Raw genomic sequence first — 19,909 nt, 5'->3', positions numbered from 1 at the left:
TCGGAGGCTCCCATGATTACTCGCTACCTGATCCTCGTACCCCTGCTGTTCAGCCAACCGGCGCAGGCCGCCGCTGTCGACCTGAACGTCAACGCCACAATCACCCCGGCGTCCTGTGTGCCGAGCCTGTCGGACAACGGGCAGGTGGACTTCGGCAAGATCGCCCAGCAAGACCTCAACCTCACGACGGGCACGCGGCTGCCGCTCAAGTCCCTGGGCCTGACGGTGACCTGCAACGGCCCGGTGCGTTACGCATTGCGCATGCGCGACAACCGCGACGGCACCGCCTACGTCAACAGCGAGATTTATTACGGATTGGGCCTGGACAACAGCGCGAACAAGATCGGCGTGTACTCAGTGACGTTCGATCCAACGCTGACCGTGGTGGACGCCGTGGCCGAGGTCTACGGCACCGAATCCACCACCGGCGGCCTGGCCTGGCGCACGGCCAACCGCAACCCGATCGACGTGGGCGCCAAAAGCCTGCTGGGCTTCACCGATACTGCGGGCAGCACCGCCGGCCCCATGGCGATCCAGAACCTGACCAGCACGCTGACCCTGGAGACGGTGATCAACGCCAAACAGAATCTGGACCTGAGTACCGACATCCTCATGGACGGTTCGGCGACCCTGGAGGTGGTGTACCTCTAGACTTTTTCGCTGCACACGCCGACGTACTTCGCCCGCCCCGCACCGAGACCGGCGACGATGGCGCCCAGGCCGATCACCGCGAAAACCCAGCCGGTGGCGGCCCAGCCACCGGTCCAATCGTGAATCAGGCCCACCGCGAGCGGGCCAAGGGACGCCAGGGTGTAACCGATACCTTGGGCCATGCCCGACAGGTTGGCGGCGACGTGGGCATCCCGCGAGCGCAGCACGATCAAGGTCAGCGCAAGGCTGAACGTGCCGCCCTGCCCCAGGCCCAGCAGGATCGCCCAGCCCCACAGCCCGTCGAGCGGCGCATACAGGCAGCCCATCAGCCCGCCGAGGGTCAGCAGCATCACCACCACGATGGCCAGGCGCTGGTCCTTGCCGCGCGTGGCCAGCCACGGCGCGGTGAGGGCGCTGAGCAGTTGCACGATGATCGAACCGGACAGCGCCAGCCCGGCGTCGGTGGCGCTCAGGCCGCGGTCGATGAGGATCGACGGCACCCAGCCGAACACGATGTAGGCCAGGGACGATTGCAGGCCCATGTACAAGGTCACTTGCCAGGCCAGCGGATCACGCAGCAAGCCCTTCACCCGGTAGGCAACGCGATGCGCGCCGTGCTTGTGCCCGATTTGCGGCAACCAGCACAGCGCGGCCAGCAACGCCGGCAGCATCCAGAAGCCCAACCCGATGCTCCAACGGTGGCCGAAGTAGTCGCTCAAGGGCACCGAGGCCCCCGCCGCCAACGCCGCGCCCAGGCACAGCGCCATGGTGTAGACCCCGGTCATGGTGCCCGCCTGTTTGGCGAAGTCGCGCTTGACGATACCGGGCAACAACACGCCGATGATGCCGATGCTGGCGCCGGCGATCAGGCTGCCAACAAACAAGCCGACTTCTCCGAACGCACTGCGCAGCACAATACCGCCGGCCAGCATCAGCAAAATCCCCAGCACCACCCGCTCGGCGCCGAAACGCCGGGCGAGGATCGGCGCCAGCGGCGCGAACAGGCCCAGGCACAGCACCGGCAAGGTGGTCAGCAAACCGGCCCTGGCCGCCGACAACCCCAGGCTGCTGGAAACCTCACTGAGCAGCGGCGACAGGCTCGACAGCGCCGGGCGCAGGTTCAGCGCCACCAGCACCAGGCCCAGCAGCAATAGCCACGGCCGGCTCACTGGCGGGGGGCTGTGCTGGACCTCATCGTCATCGGCCTCGGCGTCAATCAGCAGTTGTTCCAACTCAGGCGTGCGTGGGGCATCAAGGTTCATTGATCAACTGCCGGCAAAGGGATTTGGCGCGCTCCGCATCTTGCTGTGCGACGGCATCAAGCAGGGCGGTGTGCAGGTCGAACACCGCTTGGCGGCGCGGCGAGAGGTTCAGGGTCTGGCGCAGTTGCGCGCCGATGATGCTGGAAAAGTATTGGTACAACTCGCTCAACGCCGGGTTGTGCGCCGCGTCCACCAACTGTTGGTGGAATACCAGATCGGCGCTGATGTAGGCCTCCAGTTCCCCGTGGTACAGCGCGGCGCTGGTGTCGAGCGCCGCGCGCAACCGATGCAGGTCTTGCTCGGTACGACGCAGGGCGGCCAGGCCGATGGCCTCCACTTCCAGGATCTGCCGCGTCTCCTGCGCCTGCTCCAGAGTGCAATGGGACAACGCGCGCATGGCGCCCAGCGGGTCGGTCATCGAGCGCAGGTAACTGCCGTCGCCCTGACGGATCTCGATCAAGCCGGAAAACGCCAATACGCGCATGGCTTCGCGCACGGTATTGCGGCTGATGCCCAACTCTGCGGAAAGCTCGGGCTCGGTGGGCAGGCGCTCGCCGATGGCCCATATGCCCTGGCTGATGCGCTGGCGCAGTTGCTCCAGGGCCTGGTCGACCAGAGAGCGTTTGATCAGGGGGGCGATGTCTGTCATAGGATTTTGCTCTTTCGTCCCATCATAGGATGAATTTTCCTACAGCCTATTCGGACTGACCTACAAAGGCAACGCACTAGGGGTTCTTAGGTAGGAAAAAGGAGCGGTATTTTCGATTGACGTACAACAACTCGCCCTACAAGCCTCCTGAAAATTTTCAGCAGGCAAAAATAAACCCGGCACTTGGCCGGGTTTATTTTTTCAGACATCGATCAATGCAAAATCTGGCTCAAGAACAACTTGGTCCGGTCATTCTGCGGGTTGTCGAAGAAGTCATTTGGCGCCGCCTGTTCCACGATCTCGCCCTTGTCCATGAAGATCACACGGTTGGCCACGGTGCGCGCAAAGCCCATTTCGTGGGTCACGCACAACATGGTCATGCCGTCTTCAGCCAGGCCGATCATGGTGTCCAGAACTTCCTTCACCATTTCCGGATCGAGTGCCGAAGTCGGCTCATCGAACAGCATGATTTTCGGCTTCATGCACAGTGCACGGGCAATCGCCACACGCTGTTGCTGGCCGCCAGAGAGCTGGCCCGGAAACTTGTGCGCCTGCTCCGGGATGCGCACGCGCTCCAGGTAGTGCATGGCGATTTCCTCGGCCTTGCGCTTAGGCATCTTGCGCACCCACATCGGCGCCAGCGTGCAGTTCTGCAGGATGGTCAGGTGTGGGAACAGGTTGAAGTGCTGGAACACCATACCCACTTCACGGCGGATCGCTTCGATCTGCTTGAGGTCGTTGGTCAGCTCCACGCCATCGACCACGATGCGGCCCTGCTGGTGCTCTTCCAGACGGTTGAGGCAGCGGATGGTGGTGGACTTGCCCGAACCCGACGGGCCGCACAGCACGATACGCTCGCCTTGCTTGACGTTGAGGTTGATGTCTTTCAACACGTGGAACTGGCCGTACCACTTGTTGACGCCCTGCATCTGGATAATGCCTTCAGGGCTCACAGGCTGTTTGATCGCTTCGCTCATAACATCAACTCCTAACGCTTGTGGCCAGTGTCGAGCTTGTGTTCCAAATGAATGGAATAGCGCGACATACCAAAACAGAAAATCCAGAACACCAGGGCCGCGAACACGTAGCCTTCAGTGGCCATGCCCAACCATTTCGGGTCGGCGGCGGCTTGCTTGACGCTGTTGAGCAGGTCGAACAGGCCGATGATGATCACCAGGCTGGTGTCCTTGAACAACGCGATAAAGGTGTTAACGATGCCGGGGATCACCATCTTCAGGGCTTGCGGCAGAATCACCAGGCCCATCGAACGCCAGTAGCCGAGGCCCATCGCAGCGGCCGCTTCGTACTGACCTTTGGGAATCGCCTGCAAGCCACCGCGCACCACTTCAGCCACGTAGGCCGACTGGAACAGGATCACGCCGATCAGCGCCCGCAGCAGTTTGTCGATGCCCATGCCTTCCGGCAGGAACAACGGCAGCATCACCGAGGACATGAACAGCACGGTGATCAACGGCACACCGCGCCAGAACTCGATGAAGGTCACGCAGACCACTCGAATCGCCGGCATGTTCGAGCGCCGCCCCAACGCGAGCATGATGCCCAGCGGCAAGGCGCCGGCGATGCCGACAGTGGCGATTACCAGGGTCAGCATCAGGCCGCCCCATTGGCTGGTCGCCACATTGGTCAGGCCGAAAATCCCGCCGTGCAGCAGGAAGAACGCGATGATCGGGTACAGCACCAGGAAACCCAGGCCGTAGACCGCCTTGCGCTGGAAACGCGAGATAAACAACGGCGCCACACCGACGATGGCCAGCCACACGGTCAGGTCCACGCGCCAGCGCAGGTCGCCGGGGTAGTAGCCGTACATGAACTGCCCGAAGCGCTGTTGGATAAACACCCAGCAGGCGCCCTCTTTGGTGCAATCGGCACGCGTGGTGCCAACCCAGTTGGCGTCGATGATCGCCCAGCTCAGGATTGGCGGCACCACCAGGTAGATCAGGTAGAACGCCAGCAGCGTCAGCAGGGTGTTGAGCCAGCTGGAAAACAGGTTGGCGCGCATCCATGCCATCGGCCCGAACACTTTGTTCGGCGGCGGCATATCCGGTTTGAAAGTATGTGAACTCATGGGCGTTTCCTCACCGCTCGATCAGCGCAATGCGCTTGTTGTACCAGTTCATCAGCAGGGAAATGCTGATGCTGATCGCCAGGTACACGCTCATGGTGATGGCAATGACTTCGATGGCCTGGCCGGTCTGGTTGAGCACCGTGCCGGCAAACAACGAAACCATTTCCGGGTAACCGATACCGGCTGCCAGCGACGAGTTTTTCGCCAGGTTCAGGTATTGGCTGGTCAGCGGGGGAATGATCACCCGCAGGGCCTGCGGAATGATGACCTTGCGCAGCGTCGGCCCAGGGCGCAGGCCCAGTGAGCGCGCGGCTTCGGTCTGGCCGTGGCTGACGGACTTGATACCCGAACGCACGATCTCGGCGATAAACGCTGCCGTGTACACGGTAAGCGCCAGGGTCAATGCCAGCAGTTCAGGGATCAGTACCCAGCCGCCGACAAAGTTGAAACCTTGCAGCTTGGGCATTTCCCAGTGCAGCGGTGCACCGAAGATCAAGGCGCACAACGCCGGGATCACGATGAACAACGCCAGGCCCGCCCAGAACTTATGGAACGGTACGCCGGTGGCTTCAAAGCGCTTGTTGGCCCAACGCGCCATCAGCACGATTGCCACGATGGCAACCACGATGCTGACCACAAATGGCCAGAAACCGTCAGCGGCAATCGCTGCCGGCATGTTCAGGCCACGGCTGCTGACAAAGAAGGTGTCGCCGAAGTTATGGCTGTTGCGTGGCCCCGGCATGGTCAGGAACACCGCGAAGTACCAGAACAGGATTTGCAGCAGCGGCGGGATGTTGCGGAACACTTCCACATACACGGTCGCCAGCTTGTTGATCATCCAGTTCGGCGACAACCGCGCTACGCCGATGACGAACCCGAGCAGCGTCGCCAGGATCACGCCGATAAAAGTCACCAGCAAGGTGTTGAGCAAACCGATCACAAACACCCGGGCATAACTGTCCGATTCGGTGTAGTCGATCAAATGCTGCGCGATGCCGAAGCCGGCACTGCGTTCAAGAAAGTCGAAACCCGAGGTAATGCCTCGGTGCTGAAGGTTGGTCTGGGTGTTGTTGAAGAGGTACCAGCCCAGCGAGACCACCGCCACAATCGTGATGATCTGGAAGAGCCACGCACGCAATTTGGGATCGCTGAAGCTGAGCTTCTGCTTGGGTGCGCCGATTTGTTTTTGCATGAAATGCCCCGAAAATAATGGAACAGAACATCACCCGGCGGTTGGCCCACCGGGTGACAGAACCATCAGCGATCAGCGCACAGGGGGTGCGTATTGAATGCCGCCGTTGTTCCACAGCGCGTTCAGGCCACGGTCGATTTCCAGCGGGGTGCTCTTGCCCAGGTTGCGCTCAAACACTTCACCGTAGTTACCGACTTGCTTGACGATCTGTACGACCCAGTCTTTCTTCACTTTCAGGTCTTTGCCGTATTCGCCGTCAGCACCGAGCAGACGTGCAACGTCCGGGTTCTTGGTGGACTTGGCTTCAGCTTCAACGTTTTTCGAAGTGATGCCGGCTTCTTCAGCGTTGAGCATGGCGTAGCCAACCCAGCGCACGATGGCCAGCCACTCGTCGTCGCCGTTACGCACGACGGGGCCCAATGGCTCTTTGGAAATGGTTTCCGGCAGTACCACGTAGTCTTTCGGTGCGGCCAGCTTGCTGCGCTGGGCGAACAGTTGGGACTTGTCGGAGGTCAGCACGTCGCAACGCCCGGACTCCAGCGACTTGGCGCTTTCGTCGGAGGTATCGAAGGTGATCGGGGTGTATTTCAGGTTGTTGCCGCGGAAGTAGTCGGAAACGTTCAGCTCAGTGGTGGTACCGGCCTGGATGCAGATGGTTGCACCGTCCAGCTCTTTGGCACTTTTCACGCCCAGCTTGTTGTTTACCAGGAAGCCGATGCCATCGTAATAAGTGATGAAGCCTGGGAATTTCAAGCCCATGCCGGCGTCGCGGGAGCTGGTCATGGTCGTGTTACGGGACAGAATGTCGACTTCGCCGGACTGAAGCGCGGTGAAACGCTCCTTGGCATTCAACTGGCTGAATTTGACCTTGGTAGCGTCGCCGAAAACGGCAGCGGCCACGGCGCGGCACACATCAGCGTCGATCCCGAGGATCTTGCCGCTGGCATCCGGCACCGAGAAACCCGGCAGGCCGTCACTCACGCCACATTGCACAAAGCCTTTCTTCTGCACGGCATCCAGAGTGGCGCCGGCTTGGGCGAAACCGCTGACACCCAGAACGGCCGCCGCGGAAACGATGGCCAGGGTGGATTTCAATACCTTCATTCAAACCTCCAGTTTGCTCTTGTTGTGTCGGAGCTCGAACCTCAGCGCACCCTTATGAGGCGATATCGACCCGTGTTGGCTTTTTTTAGGGTCAAGCGGCATGAAGTTGTCGCAGTAATTCCAGCTTGTTTCCTACAAGCGGCATGCACTGATAGTGTTACCGCTTGAGGAAAGTTCTGACATCGACCTACACGTAGCAAGGCGCGTACCAGAGTGCTGGCTGAGCCGTTTCAGCCCATGATCAAGTGCAAAAGATTCAACCTTGCGACATTCTCTTAACAGATCGACAAGCCACGCACCGTTCCGTCGCACTTAATCGGAGCGCACGCACATTAATGGAGCAGACATGACCGACCCCTTGATTCTTCAGCCCGCCAAGCCCGCAGATGCCTGCGTAATCTGGTTGCATGGCCTGGGTGCCGATCGCTACGACTTCCTGCCGGTGGCCGAGGCGCTACAAGAAAGCTTGCTGACCACTCGCTTCGTTTTGCCTCAGGCACCGACCCGTCCGGTGACGATCAACGGGGGCTATGAAATGCCCAGTTGGTACGACATCAAGGCCATGAGCCCGGCCCGTTCGATCAGCCTGGAAGAACTGGAAGCATCATCAAAAATGGTCACGGACCTGATCGAAGCGCAGAAGAGAACCGGAATAGACGCTTCGCGAATTTTCCTCGCCGGTTTTTCCCAGGGCGGCGCCGTGGTTTTCCACACCGCATTCCTGAACTGGGAAGGTCCCTTGGGTGGCGTGATCGCCCTCTCCACCTATGCCCCTACGTTCAGCGACGAGCTGGAATTATCAGCCAGCCAACAGCGCATTCCCGCCCTGTGCCTGCACGGCCAGTACGACGATGTGGTACAGAACGCCATGGGCCGCAGCGCTTACGAGCATTTGAAAACCCGTGGTGTCACCGTGACATGGCAGGAATACCCAATGGGCCACGAAGTGTTACCCGAGGAGATACGCGATATCGGTGCCTGGTTGACCGTTCGCCTGGGCTGAAAACCACAGTTTATGTAGCTGTATGACAGACGCACTACGCCGCGCCCGATTCTTGCATTACACTGGCCGGCGTACATTCCTTAACCAATTAATGAGATCACCGTGCTCAAAGCACTCAAGAAGATGTTCGGCAAAAGCGAGGCTGAGCCGCTCGCGCCTGATTCCAGTGCTCCTGCTCCGACAGCCGGTAGCCGCAATGACGGCAAACAGCCCGCACGGCACGCACCGGCTGCCCAGCCAAAGAAGCCAACGGTGACACCGCCTGAACAGGCAAAGCCGGTTGAACCCGCTGCCGCGCCAGTGGCACCGAAGCCACGTCGCGAACGTGCGCCAACGCCGCCGGTGATCCCATGGAAACTCGAAGACTTCGTCGTCGAGCCGCAGGAAGGCAAGACGCGCTTCCACGATTTCAAATTGGCGCCTGAACTGATGCACGCCATCCAGGACCTGGGATTCCCGTACTGCACACCGATCCAAGCGCAGGTGCTGGGCTTCACCCTGGCCGGCAAAGACGCCATCGGTCGCGCACAGACCGGCACCGGCAAGACCGCCGCGTTCCTGATCTCGATCATTACCCAGTTGCTGCAGACGCCGCCGCCGAAAGAACGCTACATGGGTGAGCCGCGCGCGCTGATCATCGCCCCGACCCGGGAGCTGGTGGTACAGATTGCCAAGGACGCCGCAGACCTGACCAAGTACACCGGCCTTAACGTAATGACGTTCGTCGGCGGCATGGACTTCGATAAACAGCTCAAGCACCTCGAAGCCCGTCACTGCGACATTCTGGTAGCCACGCCGGGCCGACTGCTGGACTTCAACCAGCGCGGCGACGTGCACCTGGACATGGTAGAAGTGATGGTACTGGACGAAGCCGACCGCATGCTCGACATGGGTTTCATCCCACAAGTGCGTCAGATCATTCGCCAGACCCCGCCGAAATCCGAGCGTCAGACCCTGCTGTTCTCCGCGACCTTCACCGAGGACGTGATGAACCTCGCCAAGCAGTGGACCACCGACCCGTCCATCGTCGAGATCGAAGCGGAAAACGTCGCCAGCGAGAACGTCGAGCAACACATCTATGCCGTGGCCGGTGCCGACAAGTACAAGCTGCTCTACAACCTGGTCAACGACAACGGTTGGGAGCGCGTGATGGTGTTTGCCAACCGCAAGGACGAAGTGCGCCGCATCGAAGAACGCCTGGTGCGTGACGGCGTCAACGCTGCGCAACTGTCGGGCGATGTGCCACAGCACAAGCGCATCAAGACCCTCGAAGGCTTCCGCGAAGGCAAGATCCGCGTGCTGGTGGCCACCGACGTGGCCGGTCGCGGGATTCACATCGATGGCATCAGCCATGTGATCAACTTCACCCTGCCGGAAGTGCCGGACGATTACGTACACCGTATCGGCCGTACCGGTCGTGCCGGGGCGGCGGGTGTATCGATCAGCTTTGCCGGGGAAGATGACTCGTATCAGTTGCCGTCGATCGAGACGCTGCTGGGGCGCAAGATCAGCTGTGAAACGCCGCCGACGCACCTGTTGCGCCCTGTCGAGCGCAAACGCCCGTAAGCCTGAACCAAGGACGAAGAAGCAGGGCTTTATGTACCTGCTTTTTTGTCCACTATTTCCTGCGGAGCGACATCGCCGCAACGCTTTCCACGTTGCTGATGTGTTTGAATCACCCTTACCGTTGTGGTGCCGCCTGGTAAAGCTCACTCAGGATCGGCTGACGAATACGTAAAGCCTCCTCCCTGAACGCCTGATAAAACCGGTTTGCGGTGTCTGGCATGTCGGCGATGTGCGCCAGCTCCGAACGTGATTGCGACTGCGCCTCACGTCTTTCCCCCTTAGTCGCGTCGTCCACTTCGGAAGGGGAGTCGAGAGCGTCGTAACGCGCCACCAACGAGCGCATCAAATTAGCCGTTCTGACAAATGCTCGTGTGGAACCGAACGCCTTACTGCTAGTGGTCACCGCTTTACCGAATTTAAAGGTTCGACCCAAGATTAATTTGCTCCCACTCCTCAGCGCCTCACGCAGTGGGACGTCGACAACAAAACCAGCTGTGTTCTTCCCTACATCCACCCCCGTCTTCGCCGCGCCATACGCTTTACTCGCAGCCCCCCAGGCGTTGTATCCACTGGCTGACCAACTGGCGATGGAAAAGGAGAAAGACGCCCACCCCAGATTTTTAATGTGATGGGAGCGATCCCATCCGTTTGCGTTATCAACCGCTTCTATACTCAGTGCGGTCACCCCTAAGATGTTGCCAATGACACCCATCGTCGCTCCGACGACGGCTACTATCTGGGCCGAGGTAACGGCGGCTAAACCAGCAGCAGCAATGCCTGCCAAACCTGCCCCCAGTGTCACAACGCCAAACGCCAACGCAGCCCCCGTGAAAGCCCACTTCAACCAGGTCGGCCACAACCCGCTGGGGTCCATCATGTTGGTCGGATTACACGCAGCGTACCCATAACCATTGACCCCACCTTCATCGAAAGGGCTCAGCGGATCAGCCTGCAGAAATATCATCAGGCGCGGGTCATAGGCGCGCACGCCGCTGCCGAGGACGTAGAGGTTGGTCGCTACGTCCAGTCGCTGGCCATTGATTCCAGGTAGTTGCAGGTCGGCCATGCTGCGGGCCTTACCATCGTCCAGCGATATCGTCGTATCGCCATAGGGCGTGTAGTGTCGCCGCACATGAGCCTCGCTTGGGGCGGTTATGCCGCGCACGCTGCCAGAGGCATCGTTGGCATACAACTGCACCCCATCCACCCCACCGCTGAGTGCCATCACTTGATCATCGCCGTTGGCGTAACGGATGGTTTTGTTCCCCTCAACCAGTAGTTCAAGGCGTTCGCCGCTATAGGCCAACCTCACTGGCGGCTCATCGCCCCGGGATGCAACGACCTGTCGGGAGTCGGCATCGTACTGGTAGCTGTACTGGTCGGAACCGGCGTGCACACCTGTCAGTTGCTCAAAGGCATTGTACGTATAGACCTGCCCAGACGGTCCTGCCTGCAGGTTGCCCGCCGCATCGTACGTCAGGGTCACATCTTGTGGTGGTGCCGTATGGGTCAGGCGAGTCAATTGTGTCGGATCGGCGCCGGTGAAGAATCGCTCGCAGATGTCCTGCGTGCCATCGACAAAGGTGGTCACTACGCCGGTGATATTGTTGAGGCCATCTAAGCTGAAGTCCTGCCCGACAATGCCTCTCCCCAAATGATCCTGAGGCTGTTCGAGGCCTTCGCAACGGTAGGTTTTCAACCGTAAGAAAGCGTCGTAGGTGAACGTTTCACCAATCACCACCCGCGAACTCGCGTCTCGAAGAAAGCGGGTCGCCAACAGACTGTTGGCGTGATACGTATTGGTCATCACCTGCAGCAGTACACCGTTCTCCTCGAAGCGGCGTTCGGCTTCCCGTCCCCATGCATCATAAGACACCTTGGTCACCAGCGTCATGTCCTCATAGACCGTGGTCAGGTCCTGAGGCCGGCCAAGGGTATCGTAGCCTTGCTCGATCACCAGGGGCCCGGTGGTGATCCGGGAAAAACGCCCGTAAATATCGTACTCAAGCGTGCTGAGCTGACCATCGGCAGCCGTTTGATGCAACAGGCGCCCACCAGGAGAATGGCTATACAGCGCAGTGAGTGACGCACCGTTGGCGGTTTGAATATCCTTTTCTGGATGGCCATTCGCGTCCTGAAAATACTCGTGAATCAGGCCATCGGTTTCCGAGCGGGTCAACATGCTGGTAGTTGCATCATGTCGGTAGGCGCTCACCGGAAGCCCTGTCATCTCTCTACGGATCGGTACACCCAACTCTTTATCGTAAGTCAGCGTCTGACGATGACCCCGTGGGGAAGTTATGGCGACAGGCTCAGTCCATCCAGGCTCATACTCCCAGGTTGTGGCCTGCCCCGTCCCGCGCGTCTGACTGGTCAAGCGGCCCAAGCTGTCATAAGTACGGGCCCCCAGACACTTGCCATCGACCGCCAACGCACTGATCATTGCGTCGCTGGTGCCGGGGGCATACTCCGTTTTTTGCAGCCTTTGCGGCGTGCCATCAAGCGGTATTTCAAGGGTCGTCATTAACCGGTCGAAGGCATCATAGGTAAACTCGGTGCGCTTGTTGCCCATATTATCCAGTACCGACAGGCAGCGCCCCAAGCCATCGTAGGTGCGCGACTCCACTTCGACAGTCGCGCCGCCTGCGTCGAGACGTTCCACTTTTACCGGCTGATTGTGCTCATTGAAGTAACGCCTCAAGCGCTCGCCGCCTTCAACTCCTTCGACCCTGAGGTTGAGCAGTGGATCGTACTCATCGATCTGCACACTGCCATCGGCGCGGGTCACACGACTGGAGTTGCCCCAATGGTTATAGGAGTAGGTGCTTTTCAATGAGCGCTGCCCATCGGTCAGGTAATCGTGCTTGACCACTTCCGATAGTTGCTCCAACGCGTCGTAACGCCAGGTTCTGGTGACACGCTCCTGGTCACGGTTGGCACCGATCAATTGAGCTTCGGACACTTGGCGCCCGACACCATCAAAGTAGGTAATGACCTGGTTATTTTGCGCATCAGTGGTGATCAAATGAGCACGTTTTTCCGGCGTCGCAAAATGATAGGCGTAACGCCGCCCGGCTTGCTGGGGTTTGCCGAGAGAAACTGTTTCCGCTGTCAAACGGCCACTGACATCGAACGCCAGATCCAGTGAGCAACCACCGTCTCGAGTCATCGACAGCAACCGCCGATTGACCAGCGAGAGCGTGCGTGCCGACTCAAGCCATTGCCCCTCACGCCCCATCATGCGCCGGGTCTCAACAAGGTTGCCCGCCGCAACGGTGTAGGTGAAGTGACTGGTCAACGCAAGCTTGTCGATTGTATTGGACGTGCTTTTCAATCGACCAACCAACAAGACGGGTGTGTCGTAGTAGGTATGCCGCGTGCTGAACAGGTCAGGTTGAGTCACCGACTCCTGCACCACAAAGTAGCTGTTACCCGTCTGTGGCACACGGGTATGTGTGTACTCGGTGAGTCGTGCGGCTGGCGTATCGCCTGCGGCAACAAGGCGCTCTTGCTTCACGAAGCGCTGGAACAAACCATGGGGGTCGGCCGGACACTTTCCCGCCTCGCCCGCGACCGGGTAATAGCTGCGTTCGACACAAACGCCAGAGGCTTCGGTACGACTTAGCTCGTTGCCATAGTCATCGGTCTCCATGGTTTGCACTTCTTCACGAGCGTTGCCGCCAGCAACCAATTCGAAGCGTCTGACCACCTGCCGAGGCAATTGCAGGTTGGGCGGCTGATCAGGGAACAATTTTCCAGGGAGGATGTTATAGGCAAGACTTGTGGTGGTTCGGGTCCCTTCGCGGGTCACGCGCTCCTCGGTCAACAGGTGGAACTTGTTATAGGTCATGCGGGTGGCATACAACGGGGCATCATTGTTGCTCACATCAATGACCGTCTCTTCGCCCCAATAGGCATAGTCACCGGCAATCAGGTACATGTTTTCTTCACCCGGAGTGAAGCCACCCGAGTAGGGATAACCTGTGAAGTTAGTCCCCGCACTGTAACTGTACTTACGACCGATCGGTGGCTGATTACCCCCGGGGTTTGCCGCCACCCCACCACGCGCGGGATGTACTGATTGTTTGCGTATTGATGGCCATTCTCTTCGTAGCTGATGAGTGTGTTACCCCCCATCGGTGAGTTGACTTCGCTGATCGCGATGAGGCCGTTGCGAAACGGTCTGTGGTAGACAAATGTATAGGCCGCAGTTTCCGGAGCCTGTGTACGATCGTAAGGGACAGTGACGCGCACTAGTTGGTTGTTAACATTCCCATAGGCAATTCGAGTACGGGCATACCGGCCACCGTCAATCAAAACGTCGGCCTCCACAAGTAAGGCGCCCATGTAGGTCAACACCAACAAGTCTTGCCCTTGATCGTTCTGAATGCGCTCCAACGGCCCCCCCTGGAGATAAGAAAAGCGCAAGCGCTCACCGTTTTCAAACTGAATGGCTGTGATCTTGTAAGGCCCAGAGCTACTCGGGCGCCCTAGGATTTCAAGGGTGCCGTCCTTATAAATCACATGAAGCGTGGACTCGCCGACACGCTGGACCACCAGGTCCTTGAGCTTTCGGTCCTTGATCACCAATGTGCGCCCCACAGACGGCAGCCCATGGGTTTGGTATTGCTCACCTGTCAACAACGTCAGCTTTGAAGTCGCCAGATCAAACTCCGTGTTGTCAAGGCGCCACCCGGCGCCATAGTTACCTGAGACATCTGAGTTCAACAGGGAGAAGGAGAGTGCAATTTCACGACTTATTTCCAACGGCCCCTGCGGGTAGAGTGTGGCCAGTGCAATACGGCAAACGTACTGACCAGTGCGCGTGTCGACAACGCCATTGAGGCGGCTATTGAAGTTAAAAGCATTGGAGTAAACGTTCATAAAAGTGAAAGCCCCTATTCAAAATAGATGCGCGTCACAACCCCAATCAACAACTAAGTTCTTAACACCAGCACATTTCCTTTGTCGGTGAAGCCAATATAAAAAACGTGCTCACACCCATAGTTATCCCACAGACGCCATCCACTTTGCCGGTTGTCATCGGGAGTATTGATCCACCCTCTATATCGCGCAGCACGCATAATGGTAGACATCTTATTATAAAGAACCTCCCCCGAACCATTGTCCTTCTGAATTTTATCCACTGTTAACCTACCGCTCTCAACCATTACAACACCACCTTTAAACCGGATCCCATCGTTCGTATGCTGAACATACGAGGTATGAAAATGTGACCCTTCTCCCTCGACAACCACGGGCGAATCCAAACCCCGATTTTCAACAAAACGAATACCTTTAACGGTTGGCGTCATATAATAGATATCTATATCGACTTTATTGTGGTTGTGGGAGTACGCATCAAGGTCGACATAGGTACTCAGCTCGTTAATCTCTAACCGGTAGGGTCTAGTGAGTTGGATATCCACGTAACTCTGAAAGGGTACCCCCCCCACCGATCCATTGGTGGTATACGTTTTTCCCCCTACGTAAATTTTTGCCATTAACCTTTCGGTCCCTATGGACGCGCTCGTACCGGCTCTCATATACAACTTTATCAATTCAAAACTGCTGTCAACAGGGTCGAATTCTGCCCTAGGCTCTTCCGCGGAGTCTTCCGTGCCTAGCGGCCGCAGGCCTACGTCGAATTGGTTTTTAGTTTTATCGCACGACCACCCCCGAGGAAGTACGGATTCAGGGAAACCATAAGCCGTAACTGTTGCGCTATTGCGCTCAGTTGTAGTTAACGGAGTTTCAATATAGCTGCCATTGGCATCTTCGACTTCTTTCTTTATCAATATATTTAACTGGCATTGATGCCGACCGTTGGCATAAAGCTCATTAGTCCAGTTCTGCCCGTTAGGCAGCTTCACCTCAAAGGCTCTTATAACAATGTCGCCCGCGGCCATAACGCTCTCCTTCACGCATGCCTCATGCTGTCGCACTGGCGGCGTGACCATCAAAGTAAATTTAACTACCTAGACTTATTTAATATTCAGCGCGGCACCGCGCCTACTGTCAGAACTGACAGGCAAGCGGTGTTTTTCAGATTAGTTTTGAATTAAAAGACTGTCGCTCAGAGCGTTTCAACTGAGCCATGCGCTCAAACCTCGTTATCACCTTGAGCATGTATTAACGAGGTTTTTAACCTTGCATTACTTCCAGCGCAGCGCCGCATCATGGTCGCTACTGCGACCTTCTACCCAGCGGGGGCCCTGAGGCGTATTTTCCTTCTTCCAGAACGGCGCCCGCGTCTTCAAGTAATCCATCACAAACGCACAGGCATCAAACGCTGCCTGACGATGGGCACTGGCTGCCGCGACAAACACAATCGGCTCGCCCGGCTCCAGCGCGCCGATGCGGTGAAGCACTTCCAGCTTGAGCAACGGCCAGCGCTGCTCGGCTTCGACGGTGATCTTGGCCAGGGCTTTTTCGGTCATGCCGGGGTAGTGTTCAAGGAACATTCCCGCCACATCCAGGCCGTCGTTGAAGTCGCGCACATAGCCGACAAAGCTCACCACCGCCCCCACGCCGACATTGGCCGCGTGCATGGCATTCACCTCGACGCCCGGATCAAACGCCTGGGCTTGCACACGAACGGCCATGGTCAGCCTCCCGTCACGGGGGGAAGAACGCCACGTCGTCACCTGCCTGCACCGGTTCCTCGAGGTCGCACAACTCTTCGTTGCGCGCGCACATCAGGCTGGTCTCGTTGAGTACCGCGAACGCAGGGTCGCTGGCCAACGCGAGGCGCACAGCATCGACGGTGGCGAAATCGCCCTCCATCTCCAGCGAATCAAAGCCCACAGCCTCTGCGTAACGCGCAAAAAACAATACGTTGATGCTCATGCCTGATCCGCCTTGAAATGCCCGCTTTTACCGCCGAGCTTTTCCAGCAGGCGGATGTTTTCGATGGTCATGCCGCGGTCCACGGCCTTGCACATGTCGTAGAGGGTCAATGCGGCGACACTGGCGGCCGTCAGCGCTTCCATCTCCACGCCGGTCTGCCCCGTGAGTTTGCAGCGCGCCACAATGTGTACGGAGTCTGCGCCCTCGGCGCTCAATTCGACCTTGACGCCGGTCAGCATCAGCGGATGGCACAGCGGGATAAGGTCACTGGTTTTTTTCGCGGCCTGGATCCCGGCAATGCGGGCCACGGCAAACACGTCGCCCTTGGGATGGGCGCCGTCGACAATCATTTGCAGGGTCTCGGGCAACATGCGCACGCGCGCTTCGGCCACCGCCTCGCGGAACGTCACGGACTTGTCGGTGACGTCGACCATATGGGCGCGACCTTGGGAATCGAGATGAGTCAGCACGGGGATACTCCTGATCAGGAGCGTCGATTGTAAACCTAACACCGATCAAAATGTGGCAGCAGCCTTATGTGGGAGCGGACTTGCCCGCTCCCACAGTGATTGCGTTTACAAATGCGATTCGGCGTATTCAGCCAGAATCGAACGAGGTACCCCTTGCAGCGCAATATGCACGCCGTTCGGGAAGTCCTTGAAGCGTTCCGTCAGGTAGGTCAGCCCGGAGCTGGTCGCGGACAGGTAAGGGGTGTCGATCTGTGCCAGGTTACCCAGGCACACCACTTTGGAACCGGCGCCGGCACGGGTAATGATGGTTTTCATCTGGTGCGGGGTGAGGTTCTGGCATTCATCGATCAAAATCAGGCTCTGCTGGAAGCTGCGACCTCGGATGTAGTTGAGGGATTTGAACTGCAACGGCACTTTGCTGAGGATGTAGTCGACGCTGCCATGGGTGTTTTCGTCATCCATGTGCAAGGCTTCGAGGTTGTCGGTAATCGCCCCCAGCCACGGTTCCATTTTTTCCGCTTCGGTGCCGGGCAGGAAGCCGATTTCCTGGTCCAGGCCCTGCACACTGCGGGTGGCGATGATGCGGCGATAGCGCTTGGTCACCATGGTCTGCTCGATGGCGGCAGCCAGGGCAAGAATGGTTTTACCGGAACCGGCAGCACCGGTCAGGTTGACCAGGTGGATGTCCGGGTCGAGCAGCGCATACAGCGCCAGGCTCTGGTAGATGTCACGCGGTTTCAGGCCCCAGGCTTCCTGGTGCAACAGGGGTTCCTGATGCAGGTCGAGGATCAGCAGCTTGTCGACCTGGATCTCTTTGATCCAGCCCACGAAGCCTTGTTCGTCGACGATGAATTCATTGATGTGCACGGCCGGCAGGTTGTCGATCAACTGCACCTGGTGCCAAGTGCGGCCATGGTCCTGGCGGGTTTCGACCTTGCTGACGCGGTCCCAGAATGAGCCAGTCATCATGTGATAACCACGGGACAGCATCGACACGTCGTCGACCAGTTGGTCGGTACTGTAGTCCTCGGCCGCGATCCCACACGCTCGGGCCTTGAGACGCATATTGATGTCTTTGGTCACCAGCACCACGCGCAGGTCCTTGTCGCGGGCGTGCAGGTCGATCAATTGGTTGATGATTTTGTTGTCGTTCAGATTCTCCGGCAGCAGGCTGTTGGGCTCGCTGCGCTTGCTCATCAGAATCGACAGCAAGCCCTTGGGCCCGCTTTTGCCGCGCTGGATCGGTACGCCGACTTCGACGTCCTCCGGCGACGCTTCGCCCAATGTCTTGTCGATCAGGCGGATGGCCTGGCGGCATTCGGCGGCAACGCTGTGGTGCCCACTTTTGAGTTTGTCGAGCTCCTCAAGCACGATCATCGGGATGGCGACGTGGTGTTCTTCGAAGTTGAGCAGTGCGTTTGGATCGTGAATCAGTACGTTGGTATCAAGCACATAAAGGATTGGCTGGTCGGAAGAAGGGTTACGTCCATGATCATCCATACTCGGTCACCTTTGTGGGAGCCAGTCGACGCAATACCTGGGCGGTGCTGCGCCTCGATTCGACCACCGACTGCACCTGAGTTACGTCAAGCGCAGTGCCCACCTGAGGAGTCTTGGAAGACGCCACCTGTGCTGCAGGTTTCGGCGATCTGACTTCGTAATACCGCAAAACGTGTGACAGAAAAAAGCACTTTGACGTTTTTTTGAAGTTTATTTTTCAGGATGACGAATAGCACTAGCCGCGTGCCACGTACCCCGCTAAAGTCGGAAGTCCGCCTGCATCGAAATCTCGCACAAAATCACCCCGAAATCGCCTCACACTCAACAGGGCCGGGCACTTCAGCGAAATGCCTCCCGGCAGTCCTGCCAACCCAGACCACTCTGCGCCGTCGCCTGCAACAGCATGGGTAATGCTACCCGCGCCTTGTCCTGGGTGTCGTGAAACACAATCACGCCTTTGCGCCACAGCAGCATCAACGTCAGCACCCGCTGCGCCGACTCATCGGCCTTGAGCTTGCCCGGCTCGTCCTGGGAATCGATGTCCCACAATGCCACTTGCAAGCCTTGGGCTTGAAAGAAACCCTGGCTGTCTGCGCGACGTTGACCATAGGGAGGACGGAACAGCGGCACGTAGTTTTCCGGCATCAGGTTTTGCGCCAGTGTCGCGCTGCGGGTGATGGAACTCTGCCAGTCCACCCAATGGCTGTGGGAGCGGTACTGCCAACCCTGGGTGCCCACGCACTGACCCTGGTACAGCGCCTGCACATCGGCAACCGAACTGCGTTCGACACGGGTTTGCAGGCTGCTGCCGAGGGCGAAGAACGTGGCGTTCATCTTCTGCTTGCGCAGGTAGTCGGTGAGCCAGTCGGTATTGCCGCCGACCGGGGCCGGGCCGCCGTCAAAGGTGAGCAGGAACAGGCGATCGTTGAATTCATCGCCATTGCGCTCATGGTCGCCAAAGCGCGCGACTTCACTGCTGATCTGCGGAAACAGCGCGGCCTTGCGCAGCAGCTCGTCCAGATAGCGCTCATGAAAGTGCCGGCTGGGGTCGGCCCAGCCTATATAGAAGGAATCTGCACTGACCTCGAACTTGCCCGCCTGCTCGCGCAGGTCGTCCATGCTCTCTACCAGGTAGCAGAATGAGGCATCTACCTCGCAGCTCTGCTGGGCAAAAGTGTAGTTCTCCAACAATCGCTGCCAGAGCTGGCGACGCAGGTCGTCAATGGCGGAGAGGTTAATGATCTTCAGGCCCAGGCGCTGCTTGAGCGCGGCTTCGTCCTGATTCTCGCTGGCCAGCAGGCTGTGGGCGAACATCAGGATTTCGGCGCGTGAGGCCACGTCGAACAACGCCGGGCTGCCGAGTTTTTCGGGCCAGGTGCCACGGTCCAGGCTGGCCACATCCACGGGCGCCGCCCGGGCATTCAGGCACAACATACAAGCCAACAACAAAAGCGCTATTCGCACACGGGGTCTCCCTCTCCAGAGTCACCGGCCATCATAGCGGACTAACTGCCGATTATCGTCGGCGCGCGCTTGCTCGCGCCTACAGAAATCGGGGTATCTATGGGCTTCATAGG

The 19,909-nt window shown here is 58.5% G+C and carries 17 protein-coding genes; 3 read left to right on the top strand and 14 right to left on the bottom strand.

The window, feature by feature from the left end; translation table 11 throughout:
• Positions 1 to 12 precede the first annotated feature (12 nt).
• Positions 13 to 651: a DUF1120 domain-containing protein gene (locus AB4N92_RS17160; protein WP_021491842.1), complete on the top strand. Its 639-nt coding sequence runs from the start codon at positions 13 to 15 to the stop codon at positions 649 to 651.
• Here AB4N92_RS17160 and AB4N92_RS17155 read toward each other — a convergent pair.
• The 6 genes from AB4N92_RS17155 to AB4N92_RS17130 form a co-directional block, all read right to left on the bottom strand.
• Entirely contained in the window at positions 648 to 1,913 is a 1,266-nt protein-coding gene (locus AB4N92_RS17155) for a CynX/NimT family MFS transporter (protein WP_010212947.1), read from the bottom strand. The two genes, AB4N92_RS17160 and AB4N92_RS17155, sit on opposite strands and share 4 nt — an antisense overlap.
• On the bottom strand, positions 1,903 to 2,562 hold the full coding sequence (locus AB4N92_RS17150) for a FadR/GntR family transcriptional regulator (protein WP_010212949.1): 660 nt from the start codon (positions 2,560 to 2,562) through the stop codon (positions 1,903 to 1,905). The genes AB4N92_RS17155 and AB4N92_RS17150 overlap by 11 nt, the downstream gene beginning before the upstream one ends.
• A 212-nt stretch (positions 2,563 to 2,774) precedes the next feature.
• The gene (locus AB4N92_RS17145; protein ID WP_003171943.1) at positions 2,775 to 3,539 is read right to left on the bottom strand and encodes an amino acid ABC transporter ATP-binding protein; all 765 of its coding nucleotides are present in this window, start codon (positions 3,537 to 3,539) and stop codon (positions 2,775 to 2,777) included.
• Between the two features lie 11 nt (positions 3,540 to 3,550).
• Positions 3,551 to 4,648, bottom strand: coding sequence for an amino acid ABC transporter permease (locus tag AB4N92_RS17140; RefSeq protein WP_010212952.1), 1,098 nt, complete (start codon positions 4,646 to 4,648; stop codon positions 3,551 to 3,553).
• Between the two features lie 10 nt (positions 4,649 to 4,658).
• Positions 4,659 to 5,840, bottom strand: coding sequence for an amino acid ABC transporter permease (locus tag AB4N92_RS17135; protein ID WP_010212953.1), 1,182 nt, complete (start codon positions 5,838 to 5,840; stop codon positions 4,659 to 4,661).
• A gap of 72 nt (positions 5,841 to 5,912) precedes the next feature.
• Positions 5,913 to 6,944 carry an amino acid ABC transporter substrate-binding protein gene (locus AB4N92_RS17130; protein ID WP_010212954.1) on the bottom strand — a complete coding sequence of 344 codons (1,032 nt, stop codon included), beginning with the start codon at positions 6,942 to 6,944 and terminating at the stop codon, positions 5,913 to 5,915.
• Positions 6,945 to 7,290: 346 nt separating this feature from the next.
• Between AB4N92_RS17130 and AB4N92_RS17125 the strand changes: the two genes are divergently transcribed.
• Both AB4N92_RS17125 and rhlB read left to right on the top strand, forming a co-directional pair.
• The gene (locus AB4N92_RS17125) at positions 7,291 to 7,947 is read left to right on the top strand and encodes an alpha/beta hydrolase (RefSeq protein ID WP_010212955.1); all 657 of its coding nucleotides are present in this window, start codon (positions 7,291 to 7,293) and stop codon (positions 7,945 to 7,947) included.
• Between the two features lie 102 nt (positions 7,948 to 8,049).
• Complete coding sequence (gene rhlB / locus AB4N92_RS17120; protein ID WP_010212956.1) at positions 8,050 to 9,513, top strand: ATP-dependent RNA helicase RhlB; 1,464 nt, start codon at positions 8,050 to 8,052, stop codon at positions 9,511 to 9,513.
• A 115-nt stretch (positions 9,514 to 9,628) separates the two neighbouring features.
• On the opposite strand, the gene AB4N92_RS17115 is transcribed toward rhlB, so the two are convergent.
• The 8 genes from AB4N92_RS17115 to AB4N92_RS17080 all read right to left on the bottom strand — a co-directional run bounded on the left by AB4N92_RS17115 (position 9,629) and on the right by AB4N92_RS17080 (position 19,796).
• Positions 9,629 to 13,453 carry an RHS repeat domain-containing protein gene (locus AB4N92_RS17115; RefSeq protein ID WP_460127664.1) on the bottom strand — a complete coding sequence of 1,275 codons (3,825 nt, stop codon included), beginning with the start codon at positions 13,451 to 13,453 and terminating at the stop codon, positions 9,629 to 9,631.
• Entirely contained in the window at positions 13,444 to 14,397 is a 954-nt protein-coding gene (locus tag AB4N92_RS17110) for a hypothetical protein (protein ID WP_240351995.1), read from the bottom strand. Before AB4N92_RS17110 ends, AB4N92_RS17115 begins: the two co-directional genes overlap by 10 nt.
• A gap of 53 nt (positions 14,398 to 14,450) precedes the next feature.
• A complete protein-coding gene (locus AB4N92_RS17105) occupies positions 14,451 to 15,422 on the bottom strand; it encodes a hypothetical protein (RefSeq protein ID WP_236298243.1) in 972 nt (323 codons plus the stop codon).
• Positions 15,423 to 15,668: 246 nt separating this feature from the next.
• The gene (gene moaE / locus AB4N92_RS17100; RefSeq protein ID WP_069672387.1) at positions 15,669 to 16,118 is read right to left on the bottom strand and encodes a molybdopterin synthase catalytic subunit MoaE; all 450 of its coding nucleotides are present in this window, start codon (positions 16,116 to 16,118) and stop codon (positions 15,669 to 15,671) included.
• A gap of 13 nt (positions 16,119 to 16,131) precedes the next feature.
• On the bottom strand, positions 16,132 to 16,362 hold the full coding sequence (locus tag AB4N92_RS17095) for a MoaD/ThiS family protein (protein ID WP_198581370.1): 231 nt from the start codon (positions 16,360 to 16,362) through the stop codon (positions 16,132 to 16,134).
• Positions 16,359 to 16,832 carry a cyclic pyranopterin monophosphate synthase MoaC gene (gene moaC, locus AB4N92_RS17090; protein WP_021491848.1) on the bottom strand — a complete coding sequence of 158 codons (474 nt, stop codon included), beginning with the start codon at positions 16,830 to 16,832 and terminating at the stop codon, positions 16,359 to 16,361. Before moaC ends, AB4N92_RS17095 begins: the two co-directional genes overlap by 4 nt.
• 105 nt (positions 16,833 to 16,937) lie before the next feature.
• A complete protein-coding gene (locus AB4N92_RS17085) occupies positions 16,938 to 18,332 on the bottom strand; it encodes a PhoH family protein (RefSeq protein ID WP_005785025.1) in 1,395 nt (464 codons plus the stop codon).
• 339 nt (positions 18,333 to 18,671) lie between these two features.
• Positions 18,672 to 19,796: a polysaccharide deacetylase family protein gene (locus tag AB4N92_RS17080; protein ID WP_044286665.1), complete on the bottom strand. Its 1,125-nt coding sequence runs from the start codon at positions 19,794 to 19,796 to the stop codon at positions 18,672 to 18,674.
• Between the last annotated feature and the right edge of the window lie 113 nt (positions 19,797 to 19,909).

The organism is Pseudomonas sp. S3_A09 (assembly GCF_054668065.1).
Note: the sequence above shows the minus strand (reverse complement) of the source record. Positions and strands in the feature narration are given on the sequence as shown.

Coding starts and splice junctions, on each gene's coding strand:
- AB4N92_RS17130 (WP_010212954.1), bottom strand. CDS start 6,944: ATGAAGGTATTGAAATCCACCCTGGCCATCGTTTCCGCGGCGGCCGTT.
- AB4N92_RS17160 (WP_021491842.1), top strand. CDS start 13: ATGATTACTCGCTACCTGATCCTCGTACCCCTGCTGTTCAGCCAACCG.
- AB4N92_RS17150 (WP_010212949.1), bottom strand. CDS start 2,562: ATGACAGACATCGCCCCCCTGATCAAACGCTCTCTGGTCGACCAGGCC.
- AB4N92_RS17105 (WP_236298243.1), bottom strand. CDS start 15,422: ATGGCCGCGGGCGACATTGTTATAAGAGCCTTTGAGGTGAAGCTGCCT.
- AB4N92_RS17140 (WP_010212952.1), bottom strand. CDS start 4,648: ATGAGTTCACATACTTTCAAACCGGATATGCCGCCGCCGAACAAAGTG.
- AB4N92_RS17110 (WP_240351995.1), bottom strand. CDS start 14,397: ATGAACGTTTACTCCAATGCTTTTAACTTCAATAGCCGCCTCAATGGC.
- AB4N92_RS17125 (WP_010212955.1), top strand. CDS start 7,291: ATGACCGACCCCTTGATTCTTCAGCCCGCCAAGCCCGCAGATGCCTGC.
- AB4N92_RS17095 (WP_198581370.1), bottom strand. CDS start 16,362: ATGAGCATCAACGTATTGTTTTTTGCGCGTTACGCAGAGGCTGTGGGC.
- AB4N92_RS17085 (WP_005785025.1), bottom strand. CDS start 18,332: ATGGATGATCATGGACGTAACCCTTCTTCCGACCAGCCAATCCTTTAT.
- AB4N92_RS17135 (WP_010212953.1), bottom strand. CDS start 5,840: ATGCAAAAACAAATCGGCGCACCCAAGCAGAAGCTCAGCTTCAGCGAT.
- AB4N92_RS17155 (WP_010212947.1), bottom strand. CDS start 1,913: ATGAACCTTGATGCCCCACGCACGCCTGAGTTGGAACAACTGCTGATT.
- AB4N92_RS17145 (WP_003171943.1), bottom strand. CDS start 3,539: ATGAGCGAAGCGATCAAACAGCCTGTGAGCCCTGAAGGCATTATCCAG.
- AB4N92_RS17115 (WP_460127664.1), bottom strand. CDS start 13,453: ATGTACCTGATTGCCGGTGACTATGCCTATTGGGGCGAAGAGACGGTC.
- moaE (WP_069672387.1), bottom strand. CDS start 16,118: ATGGCCGTTCGTGTGCAAGCCCAGGCGTTTGATCCGGGCGTCGAGGTG.